This is a genomic window from Xenorhabdus sp. XBWT, assembly GCF_059072735.1.
Genome location: NZ_CM180990.1, coordinates 3,464,825 through 3,481,072, shown reverse-complemented (window position 1 = coordinate 3,481,072; position 16,248 = coordinate 3,464,825). Strand labels below are relative to the sequence as shown.

Genomic DNA, 16,248 nt, shown 5'->3' with positions numbered 1-16,248 from the left:
ATAGCATGAGCAAGTATAAAATGAACTTATTTACCCAATCGATTTTCCCAGCGATTGGCGGATATAAGAACCCGCGCCCAATAATCCCGGTTTATCATGGGTAATCAGATAGACAGGAATATCTTGTAAATAATTTGTAAATCGGCCTTTGCTCTCAAATCCCTTGCGAAACCCCGATTTTTGGAAGAAATCAAGGAAGCGCGGGACAATTCCACCTGCAATGTAGACACCACCAAATGCACCCATATTCAGTGCTAAATTCCCGCCAAAACGCCCTAATGCGGCACAGAAAATTTCCAGTGTACGCTTGCAGATAGGACAGTTGCTACTCAGAGCGCGATCTGAAATATCACGAGGGGTAATTTCTTCTACTGGCTGACCGTTCAGTTTCATCAGAGAACGATAGATATTGACTAATCCAGGCCCTGAAAGGACACGCTCTGCTGAGACATGACCATATTCTTCCCGCAATACATTCAGCATATGATCTTCGTCCACACTATCGGGCGCAAAATCGACATGACCACCTTCACCGGGCAGGCTCATCCATTGGTTTCCCGTATGAACAAGATGTGCGACTCCCAACCCTGTACCCGCACCATAAACTGCGATTGGTCGCTTGGACTGAGGTTGTTTTCCGCCAATCTTTATCATGTCATCTGCACCCAGAACCGGAATTGCAAGGGAGACAGCGGTAAAATCATTAATGACCTCAAAACGTTCCCATCCCAGAGATGTTTTCATTTGGCTGACCGAAAAACGCCAACTGTGATTGGTCATGCTGATAACATCCTCTGTCACCGGACAAGCAATTGCGATGCAGCCATATTTGACGGCACAGTTTTGCTGTTTCAGATACTGGCGGATAACAATTTCAAGCGATGCATAATGCGCACAGGGATAGAATTCGACTGCGCTCAGTTGCCCAGTATCTACATCACATAATGCCAGCCGTGCATTTGTACCGCCGATATCGCCTACCAGAGCATAAGTTGTCATGTTTTATCTCCTTAAGTCTTATAGAAATGGTCTATATCCTAATGAACCAGTCAAAAGCCGAATTGAGGGGATTTTACACAAGGTCAGGCGTAAAGGCGTATAAAATGTATTATTAGTCTGGTAAAAGCCATTATTTAGCCTGAATTGCTCTTTTTTCAATAGGCTGGCGGCCCATGATTCACTATTATGCTCAACAATCAACCCGCGAGTCGGTGTCAGGTTAACGGTTTAATTCAAACCAAGCCCGCGTAGTCCGATAGGGTTTAACTCAGCAGGAGTAAAGCGGTTTTTCCAGTTCTTTTCATAATCTTCGTGAGGAAAATCAGCCGGAGATGTGCCATTTTTAAGTGATATGGCTACCTTATGCGCATAAGCCAGATTCCTTTCACACAGAGGAGCGGCGGGAATATACATCACATTCCCCCAGCCTTGCTGATTTACCACTGGTGCAACGGAATGGATAAGATCACAGTGCCACCAGACAGAATCACCGGCTTGCAGAGATGGAATGCTGTATAGCCCGCGGACGAGGTGGGGGTGCCATTTTTCGGAAGCTGGCAGGGCTTTACCGGAGGCAACACCGCAAAGCTCGTCATCAGGCACATCATTTAGCAAAGGACGTAACAATAAATAGGCCATCGCTTCTGGTACAGGAACAACATGCAAAAGCCCCTGATTGAGAGCCATATCCGATAGTGCCGTCCAGCCCTGAAAAGTGCGAAAAATCGAACATCGGGTTACGTTATCCAGTTCGTATTCATTCATTTCTGGGCGGTATGCTGCATCCCAAGGATCGTATTTTGTGAATTGGTTATTGAAAATATGCCTGAACACTTTTTGATAAGCAGGATGTAGCCAACGTTCCAAAGCCCCGGAATCAGTATGTGCATCAAGCCCTTTGGATGTAGTTCCTGGTGGCCGACGGCGAATGCGATCAGGGTAAATCATGCTGATATCTGGTTCAAACCAGCGTGCGCCATTCGATTCAAATTTCCACAGACGATTGAGAAAAGATTGTACTTGCGCAATTTCTTCACTTTGCCGGGCCTGCATCTGTGCCTGAGACCAATAAATGGGATAAATTTCCGGACGGGATGCTTCAAGGTTGCTGAAGTAGTTATCACCTGTGCCATGATAAACACCATCAAAATTATTTATCTCAAGATACTCAAGCATGGATTTATCCCATGCAAGTGCGGTCTGACGGGGGAAATTCTGTCTGACAACCAAACATCCACGGCGTTTAATTTTTTGTATGGTCTCTGCCGTAATTCGATTTTCTATTAAGTCCTGCCAGTGAATCTCTGGCCAAGCACTACCGATATTTTTTTCATCTTCCTGAGCGGCAGCCAGCGCTTGGTCTATTTTGTCACAAACCTGTTTGAACAAACCTTCGACATCACCAATTTGCTTGCGCATGGTTTGTTTCATATGACGAATATTCTGGTGGTAGTTATCAGGGAAGAGAGAAGAGATAAAAGATGTGTCCATAGCAGATCCTATTATGTTCATCATGACTGATGTGTTTTGGGATGTAGTAGACTCAAACTGTGGTTACAACTTCTTTTTGTTTTGATACTGAGATCAAATAATATCTTGACTATTATAAGTTATCAGCCCCATTTCATCTGCCAGCAGATCTATAGCTTTTATCACTTGGTTAGATGACCAGAGTGGCTGTGATTCAACGGATACTGTCAGCTCGTTTTCTTTAAGCCGATCGCCAAATAGCATTATCGCCTTATCACCATGTTGTTTTGATGCCCAAATTATTGCCTGAGCCGTGGGATTATCTTGGTAGATCCGGCCCGCGATTTCTTGAGTGTGGGTATAATTTTCAGCTTCGGAAAATAAAATATCTTTTGGCTCGTAGCCCCACTTCCGCAATACTCTTACATTGATATCTACAATGATGAGATCGACATCAGGCATTAGTTGGCTGTAGACAAGCGTATCCAACTTACCCAGATCAAAAGGCAGATTATTGCATCCTGCCGGCACGTCATGATAGATGGTTTCCATCACAGCAACGGCAATATTCTCACCACCATAGATAGTGGGAATAGGTTCACCTTGCGCATTTTGGCAGGGGCTGAATCTGGCGTTTCCTTTTCCTGGGTTAAACTCAGTGCCTTTGTATGCCTGATGATGAATACGTTCAATCGGACACCGGGCTTTCCAGATTCCCGTTTTGACAGTTCTTTGATTCAGGGAACTAACCGTGCAATGGCCCATCAGCTTCCTGCCTTGCCGCATTTAATACATCATTCGGGCGGTTTGCCAAAACGTCTTTTGGCTTTTCTTTTCCTAACCACGAATTAGGAGTACTAAACCAAATTGCCATGCCCCAAGATGTTTTTTTTCCATCAAAAACTTCAATAATATTTTTGATGATGGGGATCGGTAGCCCTCCTTCATCCAGTGCATATTGCGGGTATAAATCCTTTCCCTTGACTGAAACCGCAAAGATTTTTTTAGTTTTTTTCCAGCGGTTGGGAGTTGCACTGGGGTTGAGCAGAGAAAAACCCGCAGATTGACTGAGTTCATAGGCTGGAAGCCATTTTGACTCTTCAAGAATTGAATTTTTCAGTGCTTCAATCCGATCTTTTCGGTTTGATGTTCTCCAGGAGTCTTTTGAATTTTCCCCACTAATATCATCTGAATGAACATAAAATTCGGACTTGATCATCCGAGAAGGCGATTTGTCAGGGAAAGATCTGCGTTTTATGGAAGTAGCGGTATTTAACGCACTTAGCAGGGCAATACGTAGATCCCTGACATCAAGTTCTCCGGCGGTTTCTTCCGGTAATTCAACAATTAAAAAACGATCTGCTTCGTTAGGCGGTATTTCTGTGACATGAATATGCTCAATGTGTTCTTGCTGATACGAAAGAACATCAAGAAGGGAAACGTAACCTAAGCTGAGCGTTTTCTCCTTTGCTCTGCTTTTTCTTGTTACCTTGGCATTCACTCTAGACCCCTTATTGGTATTTGCATATAACGTATACCCGTCATCTTTTCTATCGTCGGTTATTTTTAATTTAAATCAATAAATTAGCTGCATAATTAGTTTGGTTATGCGCTTGGGGCTTGTTCCCCGTGTTGACACTTGAAATCGATGGGGTATAGAGATTGTTGATATGGTTTATATCAATTATATCGCAGGTTCGCACAAAATATAAACAATTGCAATGTTTCCGACAAGCAAAGCGGTAAATTGAAAGACAAAGGATATAAAATATTATGAAAATTTATATTTACTGTGGATATAAATTGGAGTTTTAGAAAATAAAATTCTTCCAGAAAGGATGATGTTTTTTGATTTTTTGTGACACTATATTTTTTTATTTAAAGGTGAAGAAAGAATTTTAATAGACGCAGTCTGCTTAAGAAGATTATTGCCCTTTATGAGAGAACGTTGGTGTTATTGCTTTCAACAAAATCAAAACCTGCTTTGTCGGGTAGTGGAATAGGAAAATCTTCAGCTTTTTGTGATTACCGCTTGATTCTCCTCCCCGATTCACTGGATAATCATCCGCCTCAAATTTCCTCACTATTTTTTTACCTGAAAAGCCAAACGATTGCGCAAGTGAATGCCTGAACCAACTAGTACAGCACTGATCTTTATTATTTAGTGACGTAATCGTTTTCGTTGGATGAGTACGGGGGAAGATAGTGATACATTTTCAATGCAAAATATTCAACATAAAGCAGGGGAAACACATGTCTGGTATGCAGGTACCAACTCAATGCAAGCTCGATAAGTATTTTAAGATTACTGAACGTGGATCGACTGTGCGTCAGGAAATTCTTGCTGGGTTGACGACATTTTTGGCGATGGTTTATTCCGTTATTGTGGTGCCGGGCATGCTTGGACAAGCCGGATTCCCTCATGCTGCCGTATTTATTTCTGTCTGTCTGGTAACCGGTGTTGGCTCATTATTGATGGGATTGTGGGTTAATCTGCCAATGGCAATTGGTTGTGCGCTTTCATTGTGTACATTTACTGCATTCAGTTTGGTTTTAGGACAACAGGTAAGTATTCCTGTGGCGCTTGGCGCAGTTTTCTTAATGGGATGCCTGTTTACACTGATTTCGGTGACGGGTGTAAGAGCGTGGATTTTACGTAATATCCCCATGGATATTGCACATGGAACAGGGATTGGTATCGGGTTATTTTTACTGCTGATTGCAGCCAATGGTGTTGGGTTGGTGATTAAGAATCCCCATGAAGGTTTGCCTGTTGCGTTCGGTTCATTGACGACTTTTCCCGTGATTATGACGCTCTTGGGGTTAGCAGCAACTATTGGATTGGAGCGGAGAAAAGTACCGGGCGGTATTGTATTGGTGATTATCACGATTTCAATTATCGGTTTGATTTTTGACCCGGCCGTAAAATATCAAGGATTTTTTAAAGTTCCCACTTTAGGGGAAGACGGTTTGTCCCTGATGTTCAGTATGGATATTATCGGCGCGTTACAGCCGGCTGTGTTACCGAGCCTTCTGGCGTTGGTAATGACGGCGATATTTGATGCCACAGGAACCATCCAGGCAGTAGCCAGTCAGGCGAACCTGTTGGATAAGAGAGGCCAGATTATCAGTGGTGGTAAAGCTCTGACCGCTGATTCTGCCTGTAGTATTTTCGCGGGAGCTATAGGCTCTTCTCCGGCTGGGGTTTACATTGAATCTGCCGCTGGAACGGCTGTTGGTGGCAGAACGGGTTTAACTGCTTCTGTCGTTGGTATTTTATTTCTATTGATTTTATTCCTGTCACCATTATCGTATTTAGTTCCTGCATATGCCACGGCTCCTGCTTTGATGTATGTCGGGTTATTGATGTTGAGTAATGTACGGAAACTGGACTTCAATGATTTTGTCAGTGCGATGTCCGGCTTGCTGTGTGCAGTGTTTATTGTACTGACTTGCAACATTGTGACAGGCATTATGTTGGGCTTTAGTACGTTGGTTGCCGGGCGTATTTTCTCAGGTGAATGGCGTAAGCTGAATATTGGAACTGTGATTCTTGCTATTGCGCTGGTTGTTTTTTATGCGGCGGATTGGGCTATTTAATTAAAATTAATTAAAAAATTGTGCGCAAACAGTCAACGTTTGCGCATTGTCCTCACGATAAAAATGCCTTCTATTTTTCAATTTGCTGATTTATGTGTTGCAACTTGAAGTTTATTGGATATACCCATCAAAATTTCCTAATTTTTCAACATGACCCCGCCGATAAGTATAAAATAGACAAATGATTCACTGGTCATTGATTCATAATGTGATTGTTTTTTGATTTTCTTTAATAACTGCAATGATTATGGTTAATAGCGCTATTATTAGGGGGAAAAAAAAGTCACAATCTCTTCACTGACGGATTTTTGGCAATTTGTAAGGGTAACATGGAAATATTCTTTACTATCTTGATCTTGATTTTGGTGGTGTCAGTTTCTGGTGTTCTTACTAAAATGATTCCGTTCCGTGTCCCCTTGCCGATAGTGCAAATAGCAATGGGAGCACTGCTGGCCTGGCCTCATTTTGGTTTACACGTTACTTTCGATCCCGAATTATTCCTCGTTTTACTTATCCCTCCTTTGTTGTTTGTTGATGGCTGGAAAACTCCAACCAGAGAATTCTTTCAGCATGGGCGTGAAATATTCATTTTAGTTTTAGTACTGGTATTGGTGACGGTTGTTGGCATTGGCTATTTGATTCATATGTTGCTGCCGAGTATCTCACTTATTGCTGCTTTTGCACTGGCGGCAGTCTTATCACCAACTGATGCGGTGGCACTGTCATCAATTGTTGGAAGAGGAAGCATCCCCAAAAATATGATGAGTGTACTGGAAGGAGAAGCATTGATGAATGATGCTTCTGGCCTGGTAGCTCTTAAATTTGCGGTGGCGATTGCCATGGGAACGATGGCCTTTACCGTCACTGGCGCAACATTGGAGTTTTTCAAAGTTGCGGTTGGTGGGTTGCTTTCTGGTATTGGTGTTACATTGGTGTACAGTAAATCACTGAGATTGATGAGCCGCTGGAGTGGAGATGATCCGGCAACGCAAATCATGTTCATGATGTTGTTGCCATTTGCCTCTTATATGATTGCTGAGCATATCGGTTTTTCAGGTATTCTGGCTGCGGTTGCTGCTGGTATGACAATCAGTAAAGCGGGCGTGATCCGCAATGCGCCATTGGATATGCGTTTACGTGCCGATAACGTATGGGGGATGCTGGCTTTCGTCTTTAACGGCCTTGTATTCGTCATGTTGGGGTTACAGTTACCAGACATTTGGGAAACTTCTGTGGCTCAGGCTGATCTTGATCCGAATGTTGAAACCTGGATGCTATTCTCCGCTGTGGGCATCATTTATGGTGCGCTGGTATTACTTCGATTTGTCTGGTTATGGCTGATGAAAAATACCAGCAAAGTGTTTATGAAAAAGAAACCACTGGAATTTGCTTCTTACACTATCCGTGAATTGTGGTTAGCTTCATTTGCTGGTGTTCGTGGAGCAATTACGCTGGCAGGTGCGCTATCTGTTCCTTTGTTCTTGCCAGATGGTGATCCGTTCCCGGCACGTTATCAGTTGATTTTCATTTCCGCCGGTGTGATTTTGCTTTCCCTGTTTGTGGGCGTTATCGCATTACCTTTGCTGCTGCGTGGTATGAAAGTCGGCGATAAGATGGCTGATCTCAATGAAATCAGAATGGCAAAAGCCGCAATGGCTAAAGTTGCGATTGTCAGTATGAATAAAATGGAAGAGCGTTTGTCTGTCAACACGGAAGAAAAACTGGATGCGGAGGTTATTAGCGAGGTTGCTTCCCGTGTTACCGGTTATTTGCGGCGTCGCACAGCCGGCACGGATGAAGCCGAGCATAATCTGATGGTTGAGGAGTTGGAACAACGCTTCCGCTTAACAGCATTAAGGGCTGAACGCGGTGAACTGTATCATCTGCGTGCAACTCGTAAAGTTAGTAATGAGACACTACAAACGCTGCTGCATGATCTTGATTTGCTGGAAGCGCTTTTAGTGGGAAAAGAACAATAAAAGTAGGTAAAAATCAATAAATCATGTGGCTGTTAACGATCACAACATTTTTATGGGCCGCTTCATTTAGCCTGATCGGGGTTTATCTTTCTGGTCAGGTTGATAGCTGGTTTTCTGTGCTTGTCAGGGTAGTCCTGGCTGCAATGGTATTCTTGCCATTTTTGCGTTGGCGTGGGTTATCGTTGAAAGTCATTACACTATATATGGCAATCGGCGCTTGTCAGCTTGGCGTGATGTATTTGTTTGTATTTCATGCCTATCACTATTTAACTGTGGCAGAATTTTTGCTGTTTACCATCATGACACCGCTCTATGTCACACTGATTTATGATTTGATGGGGCGTAATCGGCTGCGTTGGGGCTATGCTCTGAGTTCTTTGCTGGCTGTGGCGGGAGCTGCAATTATTCGATATGACCGACTAAGCGAATCCTTCTGGATTGGTTTGATATTGGTACAATTGGCAAATATTTTCTTTGCCATTGGTCAGGTTGGTTATAAGCGTTTGATGGAAGTCCATCCGATCCCGCAGCGAATCGCTTTCTCATGGTTCTATCTGGGAGCGTGTGTTGTCGCTATCATTGGTTGGTTGTTGTTTGGCGATCCGCAAAAACTACCGACAACACAGTTACAATGGGGCGTCCTGATTTGGTTAGGCGTTGGTGCATCTGGTATTGGCTACTTTATGTGGAACTATGGTGCGACCCAAGTAGATGCCGGAACACTGGCTATTATGAATAATATGCTGGTTCCGGCAGGGTTGTTGGTTAATTTCGCAATTTGGCAGCAGCACCCTGATTGGCTGAGCTTTAGCATTGGAGGCAGCCTGATTGTTGCCTCACTTTGGGTGCATCATCGCTGGATACTGAAACCTGTTTCACAAATGGCAGATTGCCCACCGCGTGCTGGCGCGCAGAACGAATAAATGTATCAATGGCAGGTTGGCGTTGTTCTCCTTCTCGGTTGGCAGCGTACAATCTGCTCCATAATCCTTCTCCCAGTGTCTGGGTTACAACTAACCCTTGCCTTTCGAATGTTTCTACTGCCCAGTGTGGTAATGCAGCAATACCCAGACGAGCTGCCACCATTTGGATCAACAATAAGGTATTATCGACAGTTTTCAATGTCGGCGTCACCCCTGCGGGTTGGAGAAAACGCCGCCAGATGTCAAACCGTTGCCGTTGGACGGGATAGATCAGCAGAGTTTCAGAAGCAAGATCCTGTGGGTGAATATCGCGTTTATTTGCCAATGGATGATCCGGTGCAACCACTAGTTTCACTTCATAGTCAAACAGTGGTGTATAGTGCAGATTGCTGTCTGCAATAATGTCTGATGTCAGGACAATATCCAGTTCCCGTTGCTGTAGTGCTGGCTGAGGATCAAATGTTACACCGGATTTAAAATCTACATTAACCTGCGGCCAACTTTCACGAAAATGCTTAAGTGCAGGCGTTAGCCATTGAATACAGCTATGACATTCAATAGCGATGCGTAGGTTAGTCTTTTCTGGCTCATAGCATTCACGCAGGGAAGCAGTGACCAAAGGCAATACTTGATCCGCAAGCCTTAATAACACTTCACCCTGAGGTGTTAGCTGAAGAGGTTGGCTCTTACGAATGAACAGCTTGAATCCCAAACGGTGTTCTAACTCACTGAATTGGTGAGAAAGAGCGGATTGAGTTTGATGCAGGTAATTCGCAGCAGCGGCCAATGACCCACAATGATTCAATGCCTGTAACGTTTTTAAATGTTTTATTTCGATCATGAAAAACCTTCAAGTTAATGATGAATAATTTGCGCTTGTGGTTTATACACTACCTGTTGATTATAGAAGTGTAAACATCTAGACGGCTAAAATTTCACGGGTGACGACATGACGGTTTTGAATCATACATTAGGCTTTCCACGTATCGGCTTGAAAAGAGAGCTAAAAAAGGCGCAAGAGAATTATTGGGCAGGCAAAATTTCTCGACAAGAATTGCTGGAGACGGGTCGTGAATTACGTGCACGTCACTGGCAACAACAAAAAGAAGCGGGTGTTGATTTAGTCCCTGTTGGAGATTTTGCGTGGTATGACCAAGTATTGACCACAAGTCTATTATTGGGCAATGTTCCACCACGTCATCGAAATGAAGAAGATGATTCCATTGATCTGGATACTCTATTCCGCATAGCCCGTGGCAGGGCACCAACAGGTACACCAGCCGCCGCTTCAGAAATGACTAAATGGTTTAACACGAATTATCACTATATCGTTCCTGAATTTCAGGAAGGACAGGAGTTTAAACTCGGTTGGACTCAACTGCTGGATGAAGTCGATGAAGCATTGGCGTTGGGGCATAAAATAAAACCTGTTCTTTTGGGACCTGTAACCTATTTATGGCTGGGTAAAGTGAAAGGCAAAGTTTTCGATCGCCTCTCCTTATTAACGGATATTCTTCCTGTGTACCAACAAGTGTTGGCTGAATTGGCAAAACGCGGCGTTGAATGGGTACAGATTGATGAGCCTGCGCTGGTGTTAGAATTACCAGAAGAGTGGCTCGCTGCTTTCCCAACAGCTTATCAGGCGCTTGAGGGGCAGGTGAAATTACTGCTGACGACCTATTTCGATAGCATCGGTCATAATATTGAAACGATCAAATCACTGCCAGTACAAGGTTTGCATGTTGATTTAGTGGCAGGAAAAGATTCCCCTGAAAATCTGGATAAATTCTTGCCAGAAAATTGGTTGCTTTCATTGGGTGTGATTAACGGTCGTAATGTCTGGCGCGCAGATTTGAGTGAAAAATATCAGATTGTCGCACCATTGGTAGGTAAGAGAAATGTGTGGATTGGTACTTCTTGCTCATTACTGCATAGTCCGATTGATTTAAATGATGAAACAGGGCTTGATGAAGAAGTAAAAAGTTGGTTTGCTTTTGCATCACAGAAATGTGAGGAACTGTCTTTACTGTCACAGGCACTGAATGAGACAGAAGGTGGTAAACAGGTTGAACTGGATGCCTATAGCGCTCCCATTCGTGCCCGGAAAAATTCCACCAGAGTAAACAATCTGGCTGTTGCTGAGCGCCTTGCTGCAATCAAGCCGCAAGACAGTGAACGTAATCAGACATATTCAGAACGTGCTAAACTTCAGCGTCAACGTTATAACTTACCATTGTGGCCAACGACCACTATTGGCTCATTCCCACAAACAACGGAAATTCGCAGTCTGCGCCTCGATTTCAAAAAAGGCCGAGTGGATGGTCAGTATTATCGGACCAATATCAGTGAACATATCCAACAGGCGATTCAAGAGCAGGAAAGTCTGGGGCTGGATGTGCTGGTACATGGTGAAGCTGAGCGTAATGACATGGTGGAATATTTCGGTGAGCATTTTGATGGCTATGTCTTCACTCAAAATGGTTGGGTACAAAGCTACGGTTCCCGTTGTGTGAAACCACCTGTAATCATTGGTGATATCAGCCGCCCAGAAGCGATTACGGTAGATTGGGCAACGTATGCACAATCCTTGACAGATAAGCCAGTGAAAGGAATGTTAACGGGGCCAGTAACGATTCTCTGTTGGTCATTCCCAAGGGAAGATGTCAGCCGAGAAACCATTGCTAAACAGATCGCATTGGCCTTGCGTGATGAAGTTAATGATTTGCAGAAAGCAGGTATTGGTATCATTCAGATTGATGAACCTGCATTGCGTGAAGGGTTACCTCTACGCAGAGAAGAGTGGCAGGCTTATCTGGAGTGGGCAGTGGATGCTTTCAAACTGAGTGCCGCAATCGCGCAAGATGATACACAAATTCACACCCATATGTGTTATTGCGAGTTCAATGACATCATGCCTTCCATAGCAGCGCTGGATGCAGATGTAATTACCATTGAAACCTCTCGCTCGGATATGGAGTTATTGGATTCATTTGAGAACTTCTCATATCCGAATGAAATTGGACCTGGTGTGTATGACATTCACTCACCAAACGTACCAAGTGTTGAATGGATTGAAGCGCTACTGCGTAAAGCGGCTGACCGTATCCCGGTTGAACGTTTGTGGGTAAACCCAGACTGTGGACTGAAAACCCGGGGTTGGTTAGAAACTCGACAATCATTGTCGAACATGGTAGAAGCAGCAAAACGCCTGCGTTCTACACTGAATAACTAACTTAAAAACGATCCATTAAACTGCCCGCCACAGAGTATGAAATGTGGCGGGCGCAAAGGATTACTGACCCAATAGTTTATTTTTTGAACTAATCCACGAATGGATCGTACAATCCAGTCTTTGCTGAGAAAATTTTTCAATTAGTCCACTTATTCCTCCCTTACCTTCAACCCAGTCCATTATATGCTGGAGTTGCTGGTTTTTCCCGCCACTCAGCATATTGGTGATTTGATCAAAAAATCCCATCATAGCTCCCCTTTTGTTGAGACTTATCGGTTTAACCAGATAAAACACTTAATTATGTGCATTTACAGGAATAATGCAGTGGGAATACTATGAAATAAAGATGAATTTCAGATTTAACTATTGCAGTTGCACAGTATTTTAGAAACGCCTAGTTTTAGATATTGGGGGCATTCGGAAATAAAGTAATTTTATTTATGTTAATCACAATAATATGTGAAATGTTTTTTCTATCATCTATTTAAAATCAACTTATTGAATGTTTTTATTCTTTAGGGAGATAAGCCTTGAATGTGATATCTATCGTTTTTTTGTGAAATTATATATGTGAAGATCAAAAAGGTAACAAATTGTCACACAACACCAGGGAACCTCATGAATAATTCAATACAAAAAATAGGGGTTATAGGGCTGGGTGCGATGGGAATGGGAATCGCACAGTCCTTAATTAGGGAAGGTATTCCAACTTATGGTTTTGACCTGAATGTCAAGCTTATGAGCAACTTAAACAGATGGGAGCAATAAATGTCGCAAAGAATGCTGTTCTATGGAGGAAGGAGCTAGATGTACTTTTATTGGTTGTGGTCAATGGTGCGCAAATCGAGCAAATACTATTTGGTGGAGAAAAACCATTAGTTAATCAACTGAAGGCAGGTACAGTAGTTGTTTTACATAGTACTGTCTTTGCTGAACAGGCTCAAGGTTTTGCCAATCGTTCGAATAAATACCATATCAAAGTACTTGATGCTCCGATTTCTGGAGGAGCATTGAAAGCTGCACAGGGGCAATTAACAATTATGGTCTCTGGTTCTTTTGAATTATTTCAACGGCTCGATTATTTTGTCCTCTGTCAATTTGGTTTTAATTGATTGTAGTCTCATACCTTGATTACCTCTTTTATTTCCTGTTATTTGAGAATAACTTTCTGTGAAAACCTCGGTAAACGTTCCATGATGAAAAATCGTTTCCAATATAGATTTGAACGGAAATTTTTTGGAGAAAAGTAGTGTTTTCAGAAATCAGACTGAAAAAATTGTTAATGAATAAGAACAATAAAAAATAATTCTCAGGGATTAATAAAAGAGATTTTAGATGAGAATTATCATTACTGGTGGTTTAAATCTTCTAGGCCAGCAGTTATCCTTTCAGCGATGTCATTCGTGCATTTATCGCCAATAATACAGATTGAAATGGGGTTTTATGATGGAGTTTTACATTCCAATTATTGGATTGGGAGTGGCGGTATTTACGCTGATTTTTTTGGTCTTGCGCACTCGTATTCATGTACTGCTTGCCATGTTGATTGCTGCGATAATTGCTGGGACTTCTGGCGGCTTAACTATGAGCAATGCTGTAGAAGTGATCGCCAAAGGATTTGGTTCAACATTAGGTAGTATCGGCATTGTAATTGGATTAGGGAGCATGATGGGCCGGATATTGGAAGTGTCCGGCGCAACTGAACGGATCGCTTATAGCTTGATAAAATGGTTGGGTAAACGGCGTGAAGAATGGGCACTGGCGATCACCGGTTATATTGTCAGTATCCCTATATTTGTTAATTCGGCTTTTGTGATCCTCTATCCGCTGGTGAAAGCATTAGCAAAGAAAGGTAAACGCAATGTATTGACGCTGGGGGTATCACTGGCGGGAGGGCTGGTAGTGACTCACCACATTGTTCCCCCGACCCCGGGACCGCTTGGTGTGGCAGGGATATTCGGAGTGAGTATAGGCTCAATGATGTTGGCAGGTATGATACTGGCCGTTCCATGTGTTATAGGTATTACCTGCTATGCAAAGTGGTTGGAGACTAAATATCCTGAATACCAGCTTGATGATGCAGAAGAAAATGCAGAAAATTTGCAACAAGTTCATCAACGTTATATGGAAGAAAAATCTAACAAATCACTACCGAGCTTATTTTTGTCTCTTTTGCCTATTGTTGTGCCTATTGTTCTTATTTTGGCCGGTGTAATTAATGGCTTGCTATTGAAAACCGATGTCTTTGCCGGGAAAGAAAACGATTTCTATTTTCAGATTTTTGGGTTCCTTGGTTCACCAATTATCGCGCTGGCAATCAGTGTCTTATTGGCTATTTATACGCTCATTCCAAAAGCCAGCAAACACGAAGTGATTGAACATTTAGAGGAAGGATTAAAGACTGTAGGTATTATTTTGTTGGTGTCAGGGGCTGGAGGCTCATTGGGGGCTGTGTTAAATGAAAGTTCGACGGGGACGATATTGGCGCAATATATTGCCGGCCTGCCAATAACACCAGTCTTGATTCCATTTATCATTGCGACACTAATCCGCATAATCCAAGGTTCTGGCACGGTAGCAATGATTACCGCAGCTTCTATTTCAGCACCGGTTATCAAGCAGATACCGGACATTAATATGTTGGTAGCGGCTCAGGCTGCGGTGATGGGAACACTGTTTTTCAGCTACTTCAATGATTGTTTTTTCTGGGTGGTTAACCGGATGATGGGCATTAAAAATGTGAGGCAACAGATTATCGTCTGGTCAATTCCTACCACAATTGCGTGGGGGATTGGGCTGTGTGGTGTATTGCTTCTCAATCTTGTGATGTAATCCATGCAATAGCGCTCTGTAAAGGGCGTTTTTTCTGTTTTCTGACTTTGTGATTGTTCTTCGAACATTGTTTTCATTGCCGCATTATACTCACCACATTATTTTCTTTTTTATTTGTGACTTTTATCACAAATATATGTATGTGTTTCTTGTCTGTATCAATTAAAAGTGATTTTAATCACTAAAAAATGTCAGAGTATTGACTAAATTTAGGTATCCATATTTTGAATCATGTCCGTTGAGGAGTCCGATATGTCTGATGTATTTCACTTAGGTATCACTAAAAGCGATCTGCAAGGTGCGACTCTGGCAATTGTGCCAGGCGATCCTAACCGTGTTGAAAAAATAGCACGATTGATGGGTAACCCAGTACATCTGGCCTCTCATCGTGAATTTACAACATGGCGTGCAGAAATAGACGGAAAAGCCGTTATTGTCTGCTCTACGGGTATCGGCGGCCCTTCAACGTCGATTGCGGTGGAAGAACTTGCCCAGTTGGGCGTACGTACTTTCTTGCGTATCGGTACGACTGGTGCAATCCAGTCACACATCAATGTAGGGGATGTATTGGTGACAACTGCCGCAGTCCGTTTAGATGGTGCCAGCTTGCACTTTGCTCCAATGGAATTCCCAGCCGTGGCTGATTTTGAGTGTACAAATGCTCTGTATGAAGCAGCAAAATCATCCGGTACTACAACTCATGTTGGTGTGACGGCTTCTTCTGATACCTTCTACCCAGGGCAGGAGCGTTACGATACTTATTCAGGCCGTATTGTCCGTCGCTTCCAGGGTTCCATGAAAGAGTGGCAGGAAATGGGTGTAATGAACTTTGAGATGGAATCAGCAACATTGCTGACAATGTGTGCAAGCCAAGGGCTGCGTGCTGGTATGGTAGCAGGTGTTATTGTTAATCGTACTCAACAAGAAATACCGGATGCTGAATTATTGAAGAAAACAGAAAGCAATGCCTTGGGGATTGTTGTCGAAGCTGCTCGCCGCTTGCTGTAATACTTTTATCAAGTGATTCTGTTAAGGGCCGGAATATTCCGGCCCTGCCGTTTGTGCGATCTTCTCTTTCTTTCATTCTAAAATCTGATAATGTCATAACGTTTTGCATTAATGATTATTTGCGTAATGGCTGTTGTGCGCCAATAACTATTAATCTAATCCAGTAATATCAATAACCATCTGTTTTTAAATCATTATTTATTAC

12 protein-coding genes and 1 pseudogene are annotated in these 16,248 nt (G+C 42.9%); 7 read left to right on the top strand and 6 right to left on the bottom strand.

Going from position 1 to position 16,248, the window contains the following annotated elements; genetic code table 11:
- Positions 1–30: 30 nt before the first annotated feature.
- The 4 genes from glk to AC5JQI_RS15170 form a co-directional block, all read right to left on the bottom strand.
- Positions 31–999, bottom strand: a complete 969-nt coding sequence (gene glk / locus AC5JQI_RS15185) for a glucokinase (RefSeq protein ID WP_493912776.1) — start codon at positions 997–999, stop codon at positions 31–33.
- A gap of 228 nt (positions 1,000–1,227) precedes the next feature.
- The gene (locus tag AC5JQI_RS15180; protein ID WP_493912775.1) at positions 1,228–2,490 is read right to left on the bottom strand and encodes a YbiU family protein; all 1,263 of its coding nucleotides are present in this window, start codon (positions 2,488–2,490) and stop codon (positions 1,228–1,230) included.
- 93 nt (positions 2,491–2,583) lie between these two features.
- Positions 2,584–3,234 carry an RES family NAD+ phosphorylase gene (locus tag AC5JQI_RS15175; protein WP_493912774.1) on the bottom strand — a complete coding sequence of 217 codons (651 nt, stop codon included), beginning with the start codon at positions 3,232–3,234 and terminating at the stop codon, positions 2,584–2,586.
- Entirely contained in the window at positions 3,215–3,970 is a 756-nt protein-coding gene (locus tag AC5JQI_RS15170) for a hypothetical protein (protein WP_493912773.1), read from the bottom strand. Before AC5JQI_RS15170 ends, AC5JQI_RS15175 begins: the two co-directional genes overlap by 20 nt.
- Positions 3,971–4,722: 752 nt before the next feature.
- Between AC5JQI_RS15170 and AC5JQI_RS15165 the strand changes: the two genes are divergently transcribed.
- The 3 genes from AC5JQI_RS15165 to AC5JQI_RS15155 all read left to right on the top strand — a co-directional run bounded on the left by AC5JQI_RS15165 (position 4,723) and on the right by AC5JQI_RS15155 (position 8,971).
- Positions 4,723–6,069, top strand: a complete 1,347-nt coding sequence (locus AC5JQI_RS15165) for an NCS2 family permease (RefSeq protein WP_493912772.1) — start codon at positions 4,723–4,725, stop codon at positions 6,067–6,069.
- Positions 6,070–6,398: 329 nt separating this feature from the next.
- Entirely contained in the window at positions 6,399–8,048 is a 1,650-nt protein-coding gene (locus AC5JQI_RS15160; protein ID WP_493912771.1) for a Na+/H+ antiporter, read from the top strand.
- Positions 8,049–8,071: 23 nt separating this feature from the next.
- Positions 8,072–8,971, top strand: a complete 900-nt coding sequence (locus AC5JQI_RS15155; protein ID WP_237388058.1) for a carboxylate/amino acid/amine transporter — start codon at positions 8,072–8,074, stop codon at positions 8,969–8,971.
- On the opposite strand, the gene metR is transcribed toward AC5JQI_RS15155, so the two are convergent.
- On the bottom strand, positions 8,856–9,812 hold the full coding sequence (metR, locus tag AC5JQI_RS15150; protein ID WP_493912770.1) for an HTH-type transcriptional regulator MetR: 957 nt from the start codon (positions 9,810–9,812) through the stop codon (positions 8,856–8,858). The two genes, AC5JQI_RS15155 and metR, sit on opposite strands and share 116 nt — an antisense overlap.
- 108 nt (positions 9,813–9,920) lie before the next feature.
- Between metR and metE the strand changes: the two genes are divergently transcribed.
- Positions 9,921–12,203, top strand: a complete 2,283-nt coding sequence (gene metE / locus AC5JQI_RS15145) for a 5-methyltetrahydropteroyltriglutamate--homocysteine S-methyltransferase (RefSeq protein ID WP_493912769.1) — start codon at positions 9,921–9,923, stop codon at positions 12,201–12,203.
- Positions 12,204–12,263: 60 nt separating this feature from the next.
- Here metE and AC5JQI_RS15140 read toward each other — a convergent pair whose 3' ends face one another.
- On the bottom strand, positions 12,264–12,452 hold the full coding sequence (locus AC5JQI_RS15140; RefSeq protein ID WP_493912768.1) for a hypothetical protein: 189 nt from the start codon (positions 12,450–12,452) through the stop codon (positions 12,264–12,266).
- Positions 12,453–12,821: 369 nt separating this feature from the next.
- On the opposite strand from AC5JQI_RS15140, the pseudogene AC5JQI_RS15135 reads away from it, so the two are divergent.
- The 3 genes and pseudogenes from AC5JQI_RS15135 (at position 12,822) to udp (ending at position 16,043) form a co-directional block, all read left to right on the top strand.
- A pseudogene (locus tag AC5JQI_RS15135) lies at positions 12,822–13,315 on the top strand (NAD(P)-binding domain-containing protein).
- A 334-nt stretch (positions 13,316–13,649) separates the two neighbouring features.
- A complete protein-coding gene (locus tag AC5JQI_RS15130) occupies positions 13,650–15,035 on the top strand; it encodes a GntP family permease (protein WP_493914701.1) in 1,386 nt (461 codons plus the stop codon).
- Positions 15,036–15,287: 252 nt separating this feature from the next.
- Entirely contained in the window at positions 15,288–16,043 is a 756-nt protein-coding gene (gene udp, locus AC5JQI_RS15125) for a uridine phosphorylase (protein ID WP_493912767.1), read from the top strand.
- Positions 16,044–16,248 lie beyond the last annotated feature (205 nt).